The sequence below is a fragment of the Stenotrophomonas sp. MYb238 genome (assembly GCF_009496535.1).
GTDB lineage: Bacteria > Pseudomonadota > Gammaproteobacteria > Xanthomonadales > Xanthomonadaceae > Stenotrophomonas.
The window spans coordinates 34619-54439 of the sequence record NZ_WIDL01000004.1 but is presented as its reverse complement, the minus strand read 5'-3'; the positions used below and the strand labels follow the sequence as shown (position 1 = coordinate 54439).

Here is a 19821-nt window from a genome sequence, read left to right as displayed (position 1 = left end):
CGCCGAACTGCGCGCGCGCCGCCGGGCGCGCATGCGCACGCTGGCGATCCGCAGCGGCATCGGCATCGGCGTGCTGGTGGTGCTGGCCGTGCTGGCGCTGTACTGGCTGCTGCAGACCGTGGCCGGCCGCGACGTACTGCTGGCGCAGGTGGTGGCGCGGCTGCCAGCCGATTCGTCGCTGACCTGGAGCAGGGTCGAAGGCCCGCTGGCCGGGCCGCTGGTGCTGCACGACCTGGATTTCCGTTACGGCGACATCCACTTCAGCGCCGCGCAGGCCTACCTGGACCCGGACATCCGCCCGCTGCTGGGGCGCAAGCTGCGCCTGGACCTGCTGCGGATCAGCGACGCGCAGCTGGAACTGGGGCCGCCGGAGGACAAGCCGTTCGAGCTGCGGCGCTGGCCCGACGTATTGCCGGCGATCGAACTGCCGCTGGCGCTGCAGGCCGACACCATCGAGGTCGACGGCCTGCGCATCGTCCAGCAGGACGCGCCGCCGATCGACATCACCCGCATCCGCGGCGGCATCGAGGCCGCCAACGGCGAGTTCCGTGCCACCCAGCTCAAGGTCGCCGGCAACCTCGGCGATTTCCGCATCGACGGCCACTACCTGCCGCGCGAGGACTACCGCACCGACCTCACCGTGCGCGCGCTTATGCCGGCGCGGCCGGGCCAGCCGCGGGCGCGGCTGGGGCTGGTCGCGCGTGGCGACCTGGCGCACATGGAAGTCGCGCTGGCCGGTTATGCGCCCAGGCCGCTGCATGCCAGCCTGGTGCTCGACGGCCGCACCGACCCGGTGTGGAACGTGGCCGCGCGCAGCGAGGAACTGGACCTGGGCCAGCTCGTGCCGGCGCAGTACCTGGCGCAGGCGCCCGCGCCGCTGGCGCTGGACTTCACCGCGCGCGGCCGCGGCGGCAACGCACGCCTGCAGGGCCGCGTGCGCCAGGGCGACCAGGAACTGGTGCTGGCGCCATCCAACGTCGCCATCGACAACCAGGTGCTGACCGTCTCGCCGCTGGTGGCCGAGGCCTTCGGCGGCAGCGTGCGCCTGCAGGGCAGCGCTGATTTCAGCGACACCCGGAATCCGGGTTTCCGCTTCGCGGTGGTGGCCAACCAGCTGACCTGGACGCCAGCGCCCGACCCGACCGCACCGGACACCACACCGGTGCCGATGCACCTGAAGGAGGCGCGCCTGGGCGTGGCCGGCAGCCTGAAGAACTGGGCGGCGGTCGGCAAGGCCGAGGTGGCGCGCGACGCGCAGGATGCCAGCCTCGATTTCGACGTGCGCGGCAGCGACCGGCAGGCGCGCATCGAGAAGCTCAAGGCGACCACGCCCGGCGGTTCGCTCGATCTCGCCGGATCGGCGGCGTGGGAACCGGCGCTGTCGTGGGACGTGGATGCGACGCTGGCCGGCTTCGATCCCGGCTATTTCCTGCCGGGCTGGGAGGGCAACCTGTCCGGCACGCTGGCCTCGACCGGCACGCAGCTGCCCTCGCCCGCCGGCACCGACGACCTGCGCCTGGACGCCACGCTCGACGTACCGCAGTTGCGCGGCCGCCTGCGCGGCCGCAGCGTGGATGCGCGCGCCAAGGTGGCCCTGCACGGCACCCAGGGCGAGGGCGACGTGCGCCTGGTGCTGGGTGGCAGCCATATCGAGGCCAGGGGCAAGGTCGGCGACCGCCTGGACGTGGACGCGACGCTGCAGCCGCTGCACCTGGCCGACCTGCTGCCCGGCGCCAGCGGCAGCCTGGCCGGCAGCGTGCAGGTACGGGGTACGCCGGCGCAGCCGGACATCGGCGCCGACCTGCGCGGCGACGGCCTGCAGTGGAACGACTGGAAGGCCGGGCAGGTCAGCATCAATGGCCGCCTGCCGTGGCGCGGCGACAACGGCTCCCTGCAGCTGCAGGCCAGCGCGGTGGAGGCGGGCATGCTGCTCGACCGCCTGCGCGTGGACGCGCGTGGCAGCCTGCAGGACCTGCGCGTGGACGCGGAGGCCCGCAACGACCTGGGCGCACTGGCGCTGGCCGGCAGCGTGCGCCAGGCCGGCCAGGCGTGGCGCGGCGAACTGGCGACGCTGCGGATGACGCCGGTCAAGGGCGCGCCCTGGCAGCTGCGGCAGCCGGCGGCGTTCGCCGTGCAGGGCCCGCGGTTCACCTTGGGCGCCACCTGCCTGGGATCGGAGACCGGCGGCGCGCTGTGCGTGGATGCCGACTGGCCGCGCGAAGGCGTGCGCCTGCGCGGCGACGCGCTGCCGCTGGCGCTGGTGCAGCCGTGGTTGCCGCCCAATGCCGGCCGGCGCATGTACCTGCGCGGCGAACTCACCGTCGACGGCCAGCTACGCCCGCGCGGCAAGGCCTGGGAAGGCAGCTTCAAGGTCGCCTCGCTGGAAGGCGGCATCCGCCTAGGCGACAACGCCCGCGGCGAACTGGTGCGCTACGACCATTTCTCCGTCAACGTGGACATGCAGCCCGGCGGCATCAACGGCTATCTGGGCGTCGGCTTCCAGGGCGACGGCTTCGTCGACGCCAAGATGCGCACCGGCTGGGAACCGAACGCCGCGCTCGACGGCGAGCTGTACCTGAACATGTCGCGGCTGTACTGGCTGGAGCTGTTCTCGCCCGACCTGGTGCGGCCCCAGGGACTCATCGAGGGTCACGTCAGCCTGCGCGGCACGCGCGCGCAGCCCTCGCTCGGCGGCGAGGCGACGCTCAGCAACTTCACCGGCGAGTTCCCGGCGCTGGGCCTGGCCCTGAGCGAGGGCAAGGGCAGCTTCACCGCCCAGCCCGACGGCTCGGCGCGCATCGCCGCGGAAGTGAAGACCGGCGGCGAAGGCGCGTTGAAGGTGCAGGGCGGGCTGTCCTGGTTCGGCGACGCGCAGCCGCTGCAGCTGCACATCGGCGGCGACAACGTGCTGGTCTCCAACACCAGCGAACTGCGCGTGGTCGCCAACCCCGACCTCGACTTCACCCTGGCCGGCACCGCCATGGAACTGCGCGGCAGCGTGCACGTGCCCGAGGCGGCGATCGACCTGGAACGGCTGGATCGCGGCACCTCTGTCTCCGAGGACGTGGTGGTGCTCGATCCGGTCGACCCGGAGGAATCGCGTTCCTCGCCACTGGACATGGACCTGGCGGTGAGCCTCGGCGACAAGGTGAAGATGAGCGGCTTCGGCCTGAAAGGCGCGCTGACCGGCAAGATGCAGGTGCGTGCGCGTCCCGGCCGCGAGATGACCGCCAACGGCGGGCTGGAGGTCAGCGGCCGCTACAAGGCCTACGGCCAGGACCTGACCATCACCCAGGGCCAGCTGCTGTGGAACCACGGCATCGTCTCCGACCCGCGCATCAACATCCGCGCCCAGCGCGGCATCGGCGAGGTCACCGCCGGCATCGTCGTCACCGGCCGCGCGCAGCAGCCGCGCGTGGACGTGTGGTCGGACCCGGCGATGTCGCAGTCCGAGGCGCTGTCCTACCTCGTGCTCGGCCGCAGCCTGAGCATGGCCAGCAGCGACCAGGCGCAGCAGGTCAATGCCGCCTCGGCGGCGCTGTCGGCCGGCAGCGGACTGCTCGCCGCGCAGGTCGGCGCCAAGCTCGGCCTGGACGACGCCGGCGTCAGCCAGTCGCGCGCGCTGGGCGGCGCTGTGCTCGGCGTGGGCAAGTTCATCACCCCCAAGCTCTACGTCGGCTACGGCGTATCGCTGATCGGCAGCGGCTCGGTGCTCACGCTGAAATACCTGCTGCGCCGCGGCTTCGACATCGAAGTCGAGTCCAGCACGGTGGAGAACCGCGGTTCGGTTAACTGGCGCAAGGAGAAATAGCGCCGGCCGGCGGCCGGCAACCTCGTATGTCCCGGACTCAGGGACTGCCGGTGGTTGCCACTGCCTGCCGGCGCCGTTACCGTCGGCCGCTGTTCTGTCTGATGGGATCGTTCGATGAAGCGCAAACCGCTTGCCGCCGCCATGGCGCTGGGCATGAGCCTGGCTGCCGCCGCCAATGCCAACGAGGGCATGTGGATGCCCACGCAGCTGCCTGGACTGGCGAAGACGCTGAAGGAAGCCGGTTTCAAGGGCGATCCGTCGGCGCTGGCCGACGTCACCGCGCCGCCGCTGAGCGCGGTGGTGCGGGTGGGTGGCGGCACCGGCGCGTTCGTTTCCGGCGACGGCCTGCTGCTGACCAATCACCACGTCGCCTACGGGGTGATCCAGTACAACGCCAGCAAGGAACACAACACCATCGATGAAGGTTTCATCGCGCAGGGCCGCGCCGACGAGCGCGCCGCCAACCCGGATTACCGGGTGCTGGTGACGGTGGGCTTCGACAAGGTCACCGACGACGTGCTGAAGGATGCGCGCGGCAAGACCGGCCGCGCCTATTACGATGCGGTGGAGGACGCGCGCAAGCGGATCGTCGCCGACTGCGAGGCCGAGGGCGGCGTGCGCTGTTCGGTGGCCAACATGTACTACGGCAGCGATTTCTACCGCATCCGCCAGCTGGAACTGACCGACATCCGCCTGGTCTACGCGCCGCCGCGTGCGATCGGAAACTACGGCGACGAGATCGACAACTTCATGTGGCCGCGCCACTCGGGCGACTTCACCCTGCTGCGCGCCTACGTCGGCAAGGACGGCAAGCCGGCGCCGTACAGCAAGGACAACGTGCCCTACCAGCCGCCGGCGCACCTGAAGATGGCGCTGGACGGCCCGAAGGAAGGCGACTACGCCATGCTCGCCGGTTACCCCGGCATCACCTACCGGCTGCGCACCGCCGCCGAGTTCGCCAACCAGATCGACGCGGTGCTGCCGCGCCGGGTGGAGGTGTTCCAGCAGCTGATCGACGTCATCGAGGCGCAGGGCAAGGGCAACGCCGATGCGCGCACCCGCTACGCCTCGCAGCTGCAGTCGCTGAAGAACAACCGCAAGCGCGCCGCCGGCGAGCTGGAAGGGCTGCTGCGCAGCGATGCCAAGACCCAGCGCGCGCAGGACGAGCAGGCGATGCTGGCCGCTACCGATGCCAGGTACAAGGCCGACATCGACGCACTGTCCGCCTCGCTCGAGGCCGAGCGCGCGGCGGGCGAGCGCGAACTGCTGGTGGGGTTGATGTCCAGCCAGACCCAGCTGCTGCGCTCGGCGCTGCTGCTGGAGCGGCTGCGCGTGGAATCGGCCAAGCCCGACGCCGAGCGCGAGAGCGGTTACCAGCAGCGCGACCAGGCGCTGATCGAGGGCGTGCTCAGGCAGGTGCAGCGCCGCTACGACCCGGCGGTAGAGAAGGCCATCCTCACCGCGCTGCTCACCCGCTACCAGCAACTGCCCGACGGCCAGCGCGACTCGCATTACGACAACCTGTTCGGTCGCACCCCGGAGCAGCTGCACAAGGCGCTGGACGAACTGTACGCGGCCACGAAGCTCGGCGACGAAGCGCAGCGGCTGTCGCGCTTCGAGGCCGCGCGCAAGGGCGCCTTCATCGAGAACGACCCGCTGGTATCGGTGGCCGCCGCGCTGGTGATGGCGCAGCTGAGCGCCGAGCGCGAGAGCAAGGAACGCGCCGGCGAGCAGCTGCGGTTGCGTCCGGCCTACATGCAGGCGTTGTTCGCATGGCGGGCGAAGCAGGGCCGTGCCGTGTACCCGGACGCCAACGGCACCCTGCGCATCAGCTATGGCAAGGTGGAGGCGCTGCACCCGCGCGATGCGGTGAATTATTCGCCGGTGACCACTGTGGCCGGCATTGTCGAGAAGAACACCGGCGCGGTGCCCTTCGATGCGCCCAGGCCGCTGCTCGAGGCCATCGCCAAGGGCGATTTCGGCAGCACCGCCGACCCGGCGCTGAAGACGCAGACGGTCAACTTCCTGACCAACCTGGACACCACCGGCGGCAACTCCGGCTCGCCGGTGCTCAACGCCAAGGGCGAGTTGATCGGCCTGAACTTCGATTCCAACTGGGAATCGGTGAGCGCCAGCTGGTGGTTCGACCCGCGCTACAAGCGCGCCGTGCACGTGGACATGCGCTACCTGCGCTGGCTGCTGGCCAAGGTCTACCCGGCGCCGGCGCTGCTGGCGGAAATGGGCCTGCCGCAGGAGTAACGTCCGGGCGCGGTGGCCGGATGTCGCGGGCCGTGGCGGATGCGCCACGGCCCGCCTCGTTCCGGCGGATCGTGTCCGCCGTCGCGCGGCGGACGGCGCCACTGGCTAGAATGCCGGTGCGAACAGGGCGGGACCGGTCTTGGGGAAGCATTGATGGAGATGGAGCGTGGACTGCCGGCGGCCGAGGTCGGGTGCCGGCTGGATGGCATAAGGATATGGGTCGTGGAAGACGACCCCGAGTGGCGCGGCATGGTGGTCGACGAACTCGAGTACCACGGCGCCGCCGTGCGCGGCATCGACAGCGTGGAAGCGCTCTACCGCGAGCTGGCGGTGGACCGCTGCGACATCCTGGTGCTCGACGTCGGCCTGCCCGGCGAGGATGGGCTGAGCGCCACCGGACACCTGCGCAGGATGGACGGCATGGGCATCGTGCTGGTCACCGGCCGCAGCGGCACCGCCGACATGGCGCACGGGCTTTCGCTCGGCGCCGACATCTACCTGCCAAAGCCGCTGGAACTGCCGGTGCTGGTCGCTGCCCTGCACAGCCTGCACCGGCGCATGTCGCAGTCGGTTGCGGCCAACGCGCCCGCGCCCGTGCCGGCCTCCGCCATGGAAGCCAGCCCGGCGTGGAGCCTGCGTTCCGATGGCTGGGACCTGTTCGCCCCGAACGGCAGGGCGTTGACCCTGACCGTGGCCGAGCGCGGTTTCCTGCGCGAACTGTTCGCCGTTCCCGGCGAGGCGGTCGACCGCGAACGCCTGATCGCCGCGGTCACCGACCAGCCCTGGGATTTCGATCCGCACCGGCTGGAAGTGCTGGTGCACCGCCTGCGTGCCCGGGTGCGCAACGCCACCGACGCGATGCTCCCGGTGCGCGCGTTGCGGGGCATGGGCTACATGCTGGTATCCGACCAGGTCGCAGCCGCCTGACGGGCGCTGGCGGGGGCCGCCTTGTCTCCGGTCTCTTGCCGGTCGGCAGCGGGGCTTGGAGAGAAACCTATTCCGGACTCCGCTTTCGGCTTCACCGCGCCATCCGGTGCGGTAACGATGCGCAGGGTGTGAAGTTCGGAGATCTACAGAGATTTTTCGATACTGCCGGTTCGCCGGCTCCTGCCGAGAATCCCACCGGACGTTGAGGCCGCATCGGCGGCCGGCGCGGCACGGGGACCGGCATTGGAAACGAAACAGGATCTGCCGCTGGCCGATGCGGGACGCCAGCTGCAGGGGGTGCGCACATGGGTCGTCGAGGACGATCCGGAGTGGCGCGCGCTGGTAGTCGACGAACTCGAGCGGCACGGCGCGGTCGTGCGCGGCATCGACAGCGTGGAAGCGCTCTACCGCGAACTGGCTGTTGACCGCTGCGACATCGTGGTGCTCGACATCGTGTTGCCCGGCGAAGACGGATTGAGCGCGACCAGCCACCTGCGGCGCATCGACGACATGGGCATCGCGCTGGTGACCGGGCGCAGCAGCGCGGCGGACATGGCGCACGGCCTGTCGGCGGGGGCCGATCTCTACCTGACCAAGCCGCTGGAACTGCCGGTGCTGGTGGCCGCCCTGCACAGCCTGCATCGACGCCTGGCCTCGCGGCGCGCGGACCCACCTGCGCAGGCACGCGAGCCCGCGGCCGCGGGGGGGCGAGACGCCGGCGAGGACTGGAGCCTGCGCGCCGGTGGCTGGGAGCTGTGGGCGCCGAACGGCCGCTCGCTGCTCCTGACGGTGGCCGAACGCGTGCTGCTGCAGGAGCTGTTCTCGGCGCCCGGCACGCCCCTCGGCCGCGAGCGGTTGATCGCCGCGTTGTCGCCCACGCCCCGCGACTTCGATCCGCACCGGCTGGAAGTGCTGGTGCACCGGCTGCGCACGCGCGTCCGCACCGCCACCGGCCTCACCCTGCCGGTACGTACCCTGCGCGGCGCGGGGTACCTGCTGGTATCCGCACAGTCCTGATCTGCCCTTGCCGGCTGGCCGATGCGCGCCGGTTTCCGGCCTGTCGGTGAGGAAGTGTGAGGAAGCGGCAGCGACTGGTACTGCCAACGCCTCCGCGCCTGTCGAGAATGCCGCCCGAATGCCCGGAAAAGGCACTTCGCGCGTGCCGCAGGCGGCATGCACCGATACCACCGCAGGGCCCGGCCTTCCCAGTGAAGCCGGGTGGGGCGCAACAGCTGCAAGGCAGGGGAAAACCCGTGTACCAATCACACGATCAGGCCGGTCGCGCGACGCCGTCGCGCACGCATGCAAACGGATTCGCCACCCGCGCGATGAAGATCGTCGGCCTGTTGGCCGCGCTCGGATTCATGGCGCCGGTCGCGCAGGCCGCCGTGACCGCGACGCAGGTGACCACGGCGCCGGACATCGGTATCGGCCAGGACGTGAACGTCACCGTCAACTGGACGCGTACCAGCGCCGGCGGCGATACCGTCACCGTCGTCATCCCCGCCCAGCTGCAGGCCGACCCGCCCGCGCCTCCGGCCGGCTGCACCTATACCGCGCCGAACATGGTGTGCTCGACGAGCGCCGGCAGCAGCGGCACGGTGACCTTCCCGGTCCGCGGCGTGACCGCCGGCGGTTTCAACCTGACCGCCACCGGTACCTCGGGCCCGTCCGCCGCCTTCTCCGGCAACGTACGCAACGCCGGCGACCTTACCGTCGCCAAGACCCTGACCGTGCCGGCCGCCGGCAACCCGCTGACGGGCGGCAACAGCACCTTCCGCCTGGCCCCGAACATCGCCGTCGGAGGCAACAACGTGCCGGTGGGCGGCAGCATCGTCATCACCGACAACCTGCCGGGCAGCGCCGCCACGGGCTTCGTGGTGACGGCAATCACCTTCGGCGGTCCGCTGACGCCGGCGTGCACCGCGGTGGCCACGGCCAACAGCAGCCGCGTGCTGTCCTGTACCTATACCGCGGGCGGCTCCCCCATCACCGCTGCGCAGTTGAACAGCAGCTGGATCGACGTGAGCGGCACCACCCGAAGCTTCGGCAGCTTCGTCAACACGGCGACCGTCAGCTCCGCCAATACGCTCTACATCGACCTGGCGGCCGGCAACAACAGCGCCAGCCTCAACTACAACACCGAGCCGGCCACCGACCTGGCGGCGACCATCACCAGCACGCTCAGCAACAGTGCGGCTTCGCCTTCGCCCGGCCTGAGCAGCCAGACCATCACCATCGGCGTGACCAACAACGGGCCGATGGCATCGGCGGCAGGAACGGTGGTGGAGACCATCGTTCCGGCGGGCTTCACCCTCGGCACGCTGCCAGCGGGCTGTACGTCCACGCCGGCCAGCAGCCTGACCATTTCCCCGCCGGTGAGCGGCGGCACCGTGACCGGGACCTGGAACGGCACCAAGGTCAGCTGCACCGCGGGCGCGTTGAATGTGGGGCAGTCCGCCCCGTTCGTCATCCCGGTGACCCTGGACAACCTGCGCCGCACGGGCGAGTACCTGCCCGCCGTGCTGACCCTGCCCGCCGGCCAGGACGATGGCCAGCTGAACAACAACAGCGCCACCCGCCGCTACTGGATGGCGCCGTCGGCGGCCGACCTGGGGCTGAGCAAAAGCAAGCCCAACAAGGTGGCGCCGGGACAGACGATCAGCACCACCCTGACCGTCACCAACCGTGGTCCGGAAACCGTCAGCTGGGATGCCTCCCATCCGCTGCGCGTGGTGGATTGGCTTGATCCGCGCGAGATCACCAATGCCTCGGTCACGGCCAACAACGGCTGGACGTGCACGCTCACCCCGGCATCGCCACGGTCCGATGGCCAGTATCCGAGCCAGACGACACAGGTGTCCTGCGAGCATGCCGGCCCGGGCACGATGGGTGTCGGTGGCACGCGATCCTTCAGCTTCGCCCATACCGTGGCCGATGCCGCGACCCTGGGTCCGAACCCGGTGACGCTGACCAACATCGCCTGTACCGGCAGCGAGGTGCTGCGCCTGCTGGGCATGAACGAGAGCGACGGCCCGCAGCCGGCCGATCCCGAGGACGCCGGGGCGACCGGCGGCATTGGCGAGAACGGCACCAACGGCCAGGACTGCCAGTCCGCCAACGGCATCGGCACCACCATCGAGGACGTCCGCGTGGGCATCCGCAAGGAATCCTCCGTGGACGGCATCAGCTGGCATGACGACGTCGCCGACGCGCCGACGCTGGCCGCCGCCGACAACGACATGCACTGGCGGATGACCATCACCACGGCAGCGGCGCAGACGACGATCCCGACCCTGCAGGTGAAGGACATCTATCGCGGCCTGATGCGGGCCGCCGGCGCGGCGCCGACCTATGTCACGCCGAACATCACCTTCGCCTACGACACCTCGCTGGCGCCGGGGGTGACGCACAGTTGCCCGGCCAACATTTCCGGCAACCCCAACTCGTATGGCAATACGGGAAACACCACCGAGTCCGGCAATACCTACGAGCAGATCTGCAGCTTCAATGACGTGCCGGCCGGCGCCACCATCGTGGTCACGGCCACGCTGTCGCGTCCGCTGGGCGTGCCCACGGGCCAGCTGAACAACACCGCCACGCTGGATTCGACCAACGCGTTCCTGAAGGACCTGTCCGGCGGCAACGTATTGAGCGACGACGCGCGGGTGCTGATCCTGCCGCGTGCCGACGTGGCGATGACCAGCAAGACGGTGACGACCAGCATCCCGGCCAGCGGCGGCAACAACCCGATGGCGTCGGTGGGCGAGACCGTGCTGTTCACCCTCGTCGCCCGCAACCAGGGCCAGGACCATATCGCCGCCGGCAATTTCCGCATCACCGACAGCCTGTTCACCGGCGCGGCGACGCTGGCGACGCCGGCCTTCGATGTGCTGGAAGTGAAGCCGGCCGACGCGGCGAAGATGAGTTGCGCGGCCAGCAACCTGGCCAGCGGCGCCATTTCCTGCGTCAACGTCGCGACCATCTCCCGCCATGAGGTGCAGACGGTCACCGTGCGCGCGCGCGTCAAGAAGCCGCCGAGCTACACCGGCGCGCTGGGCGACAAGCTGTACGAGAACGTCACCAATACCGCCCACGTCCACCTGGACAACATGTGCGAGTACCGCTTCGACAGCGTGGCCAACTCGAACGCCTGCGGCGACGCCAACGCGCTGGCGAACAACACCGCTTCGGCCGTGTTCGACGTGACCGTGCCGTCGTTCGACCTGCAGCAGGGCAAGGTGCCGGTGTTCCCGGCCTTGCAGAACGAGTTCCGCGCCGGCGACGACCTGCGCTACCGCTTCAGCGTCCGCAACGCCGGTCCGTCGATCGCCGAAAACATCGTGATGACCGACGCGCTGACCGTGCCGGCCGGTTTCACCCTGGCGCTGCAGGGCACGCCGCAGAACATGAACGCCGGCGCGGCGAGCGCCGGCTACACCCTGGTCAGCAAGGCCATTACCTGCACCCAGGCATCGCCCAACACCGATACGGTGTGCACGTTCGGCACGCTGGACGTGAACGAAGAGGTGAACTTCGAGCTGGTGTTCCGTCCCACCGGCGCGTCGGCGACTCCGGAGATCTTCGGCAACGCCGTGCACGTCTGCGCCGACGAGACCAACAGCTACGAATCCTCCGGCAAGTGCACGGCCGATCCGCTGCAGGCGGGCAACAACCTGGCCGCGATCAACAACGTGCTGTTCCCGAGCACCGACCTGGAAGTGGTGAGCAAGACCGCCATGGTTTCGCCGGTCGACGTCGGCCAGGCCGTGCCGTGGCAGATTGTGCTGCGCAACAACGGCATTTCCACCTCCACCCAGATGCGCGTGGTGGATACGCTGCCGGCCGGCTTCGAGTGGATCGACACCACTGCGCCGAGCGTGGGTACCGCCACCGGCGGCGCCACGCTGGCCGCGGCGGGCGGCAACCTGGCCGTGCAGCCGGGCCCGACGGCGCCGGACGCGGCCGACGTGTGCTACGTCTCCAACGGCGTGGCCAGCGTCACCACCGCGACCCCGGTCCAGCAGGTCACCTGCCACGTCAACGGCAACTTCCCGGCCGGCAGCGGCTACACCCTGACCCTGCATGCGCGGCCCAAGGCCGGCGTGTTCGCCGGGCCGTGGCTCACCAACGTGGACAACCACGCGGCCGTGCAGCCGGGCAAGGACGCGGCCAACGAGGACCTGGCCAAGGACAGCGACCCGAACAACAACGACAAGGACGGCCCGGTGCAGGTGCGCAACGCCAGCATCGCCGGCCGCGTGTTCCTCGACCAGAACAACAACGGCGACACCGACGGGGGCGACAACGGCCTGGCGAACGTTGGCGTGCGCCTGACCGGCACCGACGTGTACGGCAACGCCATCGACGTGACCGTCACCACCGACGCCAACGGCGACTACGTGTTCAACGGCCTGGCGCCGTCCAATGCCGCCGGCTACACCATCAGCCAGGACCAGAGCACCGTGTCCGGCGGCTACAACAACGGCATGCCGCAGCCCAACAGCGCGCGCACCGTGCGCAACGGCGCCAGCACCGGCGTGACCGACAAGGGCACGCCCAGCATCGCCGCCGGCGGCGGCGTCATCAGCGGCGTCGTGCTCGGCAGCGGCGGCCAGGGCGTGCAGTTCGACTTCCCGGAAGTCACCCTGTACACGCTGTCCGGCCACGTGTTCCTGGACAAGAACGTCAACGACGTGCGCGATCCGGCCACGGACGATCCCATCGCCGGCGCCACCCTGGAACTGCTGGAACTGGTCGGCGGCAACTACGTGCCCGTCGGCGGTCCGACCGGGACCGCGCAGACCGACGCCAGCGGCTTCTACAAGTTCGTGGGCCTGGACCCGGCCAAGACCTACGCCGTGCGCGAAGCGCTGCCGGCCGGCTACCTGAACCGCCCGAGCGCGGTGAAGCCGGGCACCTGCGGCGGCGGCGGCTGCAGTGCCGGTACCGCGCAGACCGGCGTGGCCGGCGACGCGGCCACCACCGACCGCATCAGCGGCATCCGCCTGACCGGCAACGGCGAGAACTACGACTTCGGCGAACAGGAAGGCGCCGAGATCCATGGCCGCGTGTTCATGGACTACGACAACGACGGCGTGCAGAACGGCAGCGACGCCGGCATCGGCGGCCAGACCATCGAACTGCGCAACGCGGGCGGCACGGTGGTCGCCACCACGACCACGGCCAACGACGGCACGTTCTCGTTCACCCAGCTGCTGCCGGGCACCTACACCCTGCACCAGCCGAACCAGCCGGCGGGCACCGCCAACGGCATCACCACCGAAGGCACCGTCGGCGGCGTCGCCATGGGTACCGCCACCGGCGTGAACATCACACCGTCGCAGATCGACGGCATCACCCTGGCCCCGGGCCAGAAGTCGCTGGAGAACCTGTTCGCCGAGATCCCGACCCGCAGCACCATTGCCGGCCGGGTATGGCTGGATGGCAACGACAATGGTGCGATCGATGCCGGCGAGCAGGGTATCGCCAGCGTCACGGTCGAGCTGACCGGCACCGACGTCAACGGCAACCCGATCGCCCGCACCACCACCACCGGCAGCGACGGCAGCTACCTGTTCGCCGACCTGCCGGCGGGTACCTACACCGTTACCGAACCGGACCAGCCACCGGCGACGCTCAATGGCCAGACAGTGCCGGGCACCATCGGCGGCGTGCCGATGGCAGGCGCCACCGCGACCAACAAGGCCACCACGCCGTCGGCGATCGGCAACATCGTGCTCGGCGAGAACCAGCACTCGGTGCAGAACAACTTCGGCGAGATCGCGATGAGCGGTTCCATCGCCGGTACCGTGTGGCTGGATCGCAACAACGACGGCATCATCAATGTCGGTGAGGATGGCATTGCCGGCGTCATCGTGCGGCTGACCGGTACCGACAGCATGGGCAACCCGGTGATGGTCGAGATGCAGACGGACGCGCACGGCCACTATGTGTTCGAGGATCTGGCACCGGGCACCTATACGGTGACCGAGCCGGAACAGCCCGCTGGCACCATGAATGGCAAGACCCGTGTCGGCAGCCATGGTGGCGAAGCCACCGATGTGGCAACCACTCCATCGGCAGTCAGCAACATCGTGCTGGGTCCGAACCAGCATTCGATCGCCAACAACTTCGGCGAGATCCCGCCGGCCTCCATCGCCGGTCGCGTCTACAACGACGACAACGACAACGGGCAGGTCGATCCTGGCGAGACCGGCATCCCCGACCAGGAGATCGTGCTGGAAGGCACCGATGACCTGGGCAATCCGGTGCGGGTGACGACGACCACCGATGCCGATGGCCGCTACACGTTCCCGAACCTGCGTCCGGGCCGTTACAAGGTGACCCAGCCGAACCAGCCGCCGCAGACCGAGAACGGCCAGACCACGGCCGGCACCACCGGTGGCACCGCCACTCCCAAGGAGACCCCGACGTCGTCGATCAGCGACATCGAACTCTCCCCGGGCGAGCACTCGCAGTCCAACAACTTCGGCGAGATCAGCACCAACGTGCCCGACCTGCGGGTCAGCAAGTCGGTGGATCCGGCGACCCTGGTCACCGGCAGCGCCGCGACCTACCGCGTGGTGGTACGCAATACCGGCCAGGCCGCGACCAGCGGCGAGTACGAGGTCATCGACCGCCTGCCGCAGGGCGTGACCCTGGCGGACGTGCCGGCCGGCGACGGCTGGACCTGCACCGGCGCGGCCGGCGAGACCCGCTTCACCTGCCGCAGCGCCACCGTGCTGGCGGCCGGGCAGACGGCGATCGCCGCCATCACCGCGGCGGTGCGCGTGGGTGCCGATGCCTCGGCCGGTGCCGTCAACAACGCCGTGCTGGTCTCCGGCGGCGGCGAGCCCGAATCGCGCCGTCCGACGCCGGAAGAAAAGCAGGCGCTGGAAGGCGGCGACGTCGGCATCCTGCCGGTGTGCGAGGCCGACGTGGTGCACAACGCCTGCCGCCTGCCGAGCGAGCTGGTGAAGGCGTGGCCGGACGTGGTGGTCAGCAAGGCCGCCGACACCGCCGTGTTCACCGTTGGCCAGAACGCCAGCTACGCGATCCGCGTGCGCAACATCGGCGAACGCGCCACCGACGCCGAGTACGTGGTGAGCGAACACCTGCCGGCCGGCATCGTGCTGTCGGGCCTGCCCGCCGGCGACGGCTGGACCTGCACCGGCACCGCGGGCGAACGCCGCTTCCAGTGCGCCAGCTCCCGCGAACTGGCTGCCGGTGCGACCCACCCGGGTTCGATCAAGGTGCCGGTGGACGTGCTGCCGGAAGCCGTGCAGCAGGGCACCGTGAACAACGCGGTGGTCGTGTCCGGCGGCGGCGAGGATCCGGAGCGCAAGCCCACCGACGAGCAGTGGAAGCAGTTCGAGGAAACCCCGGGCCAGCTGGAGCTGTGCGATCCGCAGATCAGCCAGAACCTGTGCCGCGTGCCGAACGAGGTGCAGGAAGCGCCGGAAGACACGCTGCTGGTGATCAGCAAGCGCGGCGACCGCGCCATGGCTGAAGTCGGCGACACCGTGCAGTACACCATCGAGGTGCGCCATGTGTCCGGCAGCGCCGCGCGCACGGTGAACATCGTCGACGTGCTGCCGCGCGGCTTCACCTACCTGGACGGCAGCGCCCGCGTCGATGGCCGCGCGCTGGCCGAACCGCTGGGCCGGCCGGGTCCGCGCCTGGGCTTCGACCTCGGCCCGATCGCCGCCGGCGGCCAGCTGGTGCTGACCTACCGCGTGCGCATCGGCGTCGGCGCGCTGCAGGGCGACGGCATCAACCGCGCGCAGGCGCACGGTTGTTCGATTGCCGGCGGCTGCATCGATCCGGTCGGCCTTAACCCGCTGCCGGGCTCGACCCCGTCCAACCACGCCGAGTACCGCGTGCGCGTCACCGGCGGCGTGTTCACCGACGAGGCCTGCGTGCTGGGCAAGGTGTTCGTGGACTGCAACAACAACCACGTGCAGGATCAGGAAGAACTGGGCATCCCCGGGGTGCGCCTGTACTTCTCCGACGGCACCTGGCTGGTCTCCGACTCGGAGGGCAAGTACAGCTACTGCGGCCTGCCGCCGAACAGCCACACGCTGAAGGTCGATGCATCCACCCTGCCGGTCGGCTCGCGCCTGACCACCAGCAGCAACCGCAACCTGGGCGACGCCGACAGCCTGTTCCTGGACCTGAAGAACGGCGAGTTGCACCGCGCCGACTTCGTCGAGGGCAGCTGCGCCAACCCGGTGCTGGAGCAGGTCAAGGCCCGGCGTACCCAGGGCGAAGTGCGCGCGCCGGAGAGCGAACCCGGCCAGTCGCAGCTGCGTTTCGAAAGCAAGCCCGTCCGTGCGCCGCAGCAGGCCACGGACTCGGCCAACCAGAGACCGATCGTGGAACCCAGACCCAATCCGCCCTCGGCATCGGCCGCGCAGGAGGTGCAGCCATGAACCGCCGCCACTCCCTGCGTGCGACGCCGCGCCTGAGCCTGCTGGCCTGCGCGCTGGCGACCGCCGCCCTGCCGGCGATGGCCCAGAGCGTGGGCACCGGCACCCGCTTCACCCCGGTGCTGGGCGACGCCAGCACCCTGTACCCGCGTTCGCCGGCGAGCGCCGACGCCGCGCCGCAAGTGGTGGCGGCGCGACCGGGCCAGGTCGACTACGCGCTCAACCGCGGCGTGGACCTGGTGCGTGTCGAGGTCGACCGCGACGGCGTGCCGGCCGACGGCCAGACGCCGGTGCACGTGCGCGTGCAGCTGCTCGACGCGCAGGGCAAGCCGCTGTCCGGCAGGTCCTATGCCACCATCGAGAACAGCGGCGGCCGCGTCCGCCTGCCCGGCTCGCGCACCGACGAGTTCGGCCCCGGCGCCAGCGACGCCGACAAGGTCACCCCCGGCGTGCAGCTGGTGGTGGAGGACGGCGTGGCCGAATTCGACCTGCTGGCGCCGCACGAGCCGCAGGACGTGGTGCTGCGCATCACCGCCGGCGGCCAGACCGCCGAAGGCGTGATCGGCTTCCTGCCGGAAATGCGCGAGCTGCTGGCCACCGGCCTGATCGAGGGCGTGGTCAACTTCCGCAACAAGTCCAACGCCGGGCTGATCTCGCCGGTGCAGCACCACGATGCGTTCGACCGCGACATCCGCCGCTGGGAGAAGCAGTTCAACAACGGCAAGGCCAATGCCGCCGCGCGCACCGCGTTTTTCGTCAAGGGCCGGATCAAGGGCGAGTACCTGCTCACCGCGGCCTACGACTCGGACAAGGACGTGCGCGGCCGCCTGCTGCGCGACATCCAGCCGGAGGAGTTCTATCCGGTGTACGGCGACTCGTCGCTGCGCGGCTTCGACGCGCGTTCGGCCGAGCGCCTGTACGTACGCATCGACAACAAGCGCAGCTACCTGCTGTACGGCGATTTCCAGACCGGCGACACGCTGGCCACGGCCACCGGCATCGGTGGCAGCGGGCCGATCCCGCAGCGCAGCCTGAGCACCTACAACCGCACCGCCACCGGCCTGGGCTGGCACTTCGAGAGCGAGCGCGCACGCGGCAACGTCTTCGCCATCGAGGACTCGCTGCGCCAGGTCATCGAGGAGTTCCGCAGCCAGGGCAGCGGCCCGTACGCGCTGCGCAACAACGCGGTGCTGGAAGGCAGCGAGCGGGTGGAAGTGATCGTGCGCGACCGCAACCAGCCCACCCGCATCGTCTCGGTGCGTCCGCTGGCGCGGCTGGTGGACTACAGCTTCGAGCCGTTCTCCGGGCGCATCCTGCTCAACCAGTTCATGCCGTCCTTCGACAGCGACCTCAACCCGGTGTCGCTGCGCATCACCTACGAGCTGGACCAGCAGACCGAGAAGTTCTGGGTGTTCGGCGCCGACGGCCAGTTCAAGCTGACCGAGCGGCTGGAAGTGGGCGCCTCGGCGGTGGAAGACCGCAATCCCTATGCCGAGTTCCGCATGGGCAGCGTCAACGCCGGCTACCGCTTCGGCGAGAACACGATGCTGGTCGCCGAGTTCGCGCGCACCCGCAGCGAGGTCAACACCAGCTCGCTCAACCAGATCACCTCGCAGGGCCTGAAGGACGTGGTCGGCGAGGTCGAGGGCGACGCCTGGCGCGTGGAGTTCGCCCATGACGGCGACAAGTTCGATGCGCGCCTGTTCGCCGCGCGCACCGATCCGGCGTTCAACAACCCGGCCTCGCCGCTGTACGGCGGCCGCGGCGAGTACAGCGCACGGCTGAGCTACGCGGTGGGTCCGCGCCTGGAGCTGTACGTCGAAGGCCTGCGCAGCGAGGACCGCAATCCCGACGGTGGCAAGCGCGAGGCCGGTGGCGCCGGCGTGCGCGTGGGCGCCACCGAGCGCCTGACCCTGGACTTCGGCCTGCGCAGCGTGCGCGAGACCATCGGCGTGACCTCGCCGTGGTCGATGGGCTCGCCGTTCGGCCAGACCGGCGGCCTCACCGGCGGCTTCGCCACCGGCATGGGCGGCGGCGCGCTGGGCTACGGCCAGCAGGCGCTGGACCCGGCCACCGGGCTGATGGTCATCAACGGCTCGTCCTCGGGCAGCGTCATCACCAGCGACCTGCCGGTCGGCACCAAGCTGGAATCGGACAGCGCCCGTATCGGCCTGGGCTACCGCTTCAGTGAGAAGTTCAGCGGCGGCGCCGAGGTCGAGCAGAGCGTCAGCGGCGAGGACCGCCACCGCGTCGCCGCCGGCGTCGACTACCAGGTGTTCGAGCGCAGCCGCCTGTACGGCCGCTACGAGAAGCAGACCGGCCTGACCAGCGCCTACGGCATCACTACCACCGACCGCGAGGCCGATGCGCTGGTGTTCGGCGTGGACAGCACCTACCTGCGCGACACCCAGGCGTTCAGCGAGTACCGGCTGCGCGATGCCATCAGCGGCCGCGACGTGCAGGCCGCCTCGGGCATCCGCAACAACTGGGACATCCGCGAGGGCCTGCGCCTGAGCAGCTCGGCCGAGCGGGTCAACGTGATCGCCGGCGACACCGGCGACAGCACCGGCCTGGCGCTGGCGCTGGACTACAGCGCCAACCCGCTGTGGCGCGGCGCGGTGCGCGTGGAGCACCGCATCTCCGAGGACGTGGCGCACACCGAGGCCAACGAGGCGTTCGACACCACGCTGCTGCAGTTCATGGTGGCGCGCAAGCTCAGCCGCGACTGGACCCTGCTGGGCCGCAACTACCTGCTGGCGACCAACTACAAGGAACGCGGCGACGTCCTGCAGGACCGCTTCCAGCTGGGCCTGGCCTACCGCGACACCGACCGCAACCGGGTCAACGCGCTGATGCGCTACGAGTACAAGCTCGAGCGCGACGAAAGCGGGCTGACCCTGCTCGACGGGCAGGCGGTCAACGGCATCAGCCAGGACGTGCGCACCCGCGCCCATATCGTCTCCTCCCATGCCGACTGGCATCCGTCGCGGCCGTGGTGGCTGACCGGGCGCGTGGCCGGCAAGTGGCAGCGCGACCAGTTCGCCTTCGCCGACGGCGGCCGCGTCGACAGCAGCTTCCGTGCGGTGCTGTTCTCCGGCCGCATCGTCTACGACATCACCGAGAACTGGGACGTCGGCGTGCTCGGCTCCACCTTCCGCGGCCAGTCCGGCAGCAACCAGTACGCCTATGGCGTGGAAGTGGGCCGCCTGCTGCGGCAGAACCTGTGGCTGTCGGCCGGCTACAACTGGACCGGCTTCGAGGGCGACCGCGACCTCAACGGCTACGAGTACACCCAGCAGGGCCTGTTCCTGCGCCTGCGCTTCAAGTTCGACGAAGACCTTTTCCGCCGTGACCCGGTGCGCTACCGCGACCCGGCCCGCTGAGGACGACCCG

Annotated in this window: 6 protein-coding genes; all 6 read left to right on the top strand. The window is 70.1% G+C overall.

Annotated features, from left to right (window positions below):
- Nucleotides 1-31: 31 nt before the first annotated feature.
- The 6 genes from CQ393_RS03915 to CQ393_RS18025 all read left to right on the top strand — a co-directional run bounded on the left by CQ393_RS03915 (nucleotide 32) and on the right by CQ393_RS18025 (nucleotide 19811).
- Nucleotides 32-3811, top strand: a complete 3780-nt coding sequence (locus CQ393_RS03915; protein ID WP_153190455.1) for a translocation/assembly module TamB domain-containing protein — start codon at nucleotides 32-34, stop codon at nucleotides 3809-3811.
- Between the two features lie 114 nt (nucleotides 3812-3925).
- Nucleotides 3926-6070 (top strand): S46 family peptidase, encoded by a 2145-nt coding sequence (locus CQ393_RS03910; RefSeq protein ID WP_153190321.1) that lies wholly within the window; start codon nucleotides 3926-3928, stop codon nucleotides 6068-6070.
- Nucleotides 6071-6292: 222 nt separating this feature from the next.
- Nucleotides 6293-6997, top strand: coding sequence for a response regulator transcription factor (locus CQ393_RS03905; protein ID WP_194269585.1), 705 nt, complete (start codon nucleotides 6293-6295; stop codon nucleotides 6995-6997).
- A gap of 243 nt (nucleotides 6998-7240) precedes the next feature.
- On the top strand, nucleotides 7241-8014 hold the full coding sequence (locus tag CQ393_RS03900) for a response regulator transcription factor (RefSeq protein ID WP_153190319.1): 774 nt from the start codon (nucleotides 7241-7243) through the stop codon (nucleotides 8012-8014).
- A 236-nt stretch (nucleotides 8015-8250) separates the two neighbouring features.
- The gene (locus tag CQ393_RS03895) at nucleotides 8251-16431 is read left to right on the top strand and encodes an SdrD B-like domain-containing protein (protein ID WP_194269584.1); all 8181 of its coding nucleotides are present in this window, start codon (nucleotides 8251-8253) and stop codon (nucleotides 16429-16431) included.
- Entirely contained in the window at nucleotides 16428-19811 is a 3384-nt protein-coding gene (locus CQ393_RS18025) for an Ig-like domain-containing protein (protein ID WP_194269583.1), read from the top strand. Before CQ393_RS03895 ends, CQ393_RS18025 begins: the two co-directional genes overlap by 4 nt.
- The last annotated feature ends 10 nt before the right edge of the window (nucleotides 19812-19821 follow it).

Excerpts from the sequence above, each read along its gene's own strand:
- CQ393_RS03915 (WP_153190455.1), top strand. The coding sequence starts at position 32 with ATGCGCACGCTGGCGATCCGCAGCGGCATCGGCATCGGCGTGCTGGTG.
- CQ393_RS03910 (WP_153190321.1), top strand. The coding sequence starts at position 3,926 with ATGAAGCGCAAACCGCTTGCCGCCGCCATGGCGCTGGGCATGAGCCTG.
- CQ393_RS18025 (WP_194269583.1), top strand. The coding sequence starts at position 16,428 with ATGAACCGCCGCCACTCCCTGCGTGCGACGCCGCGCCTGAGCCTGCTG.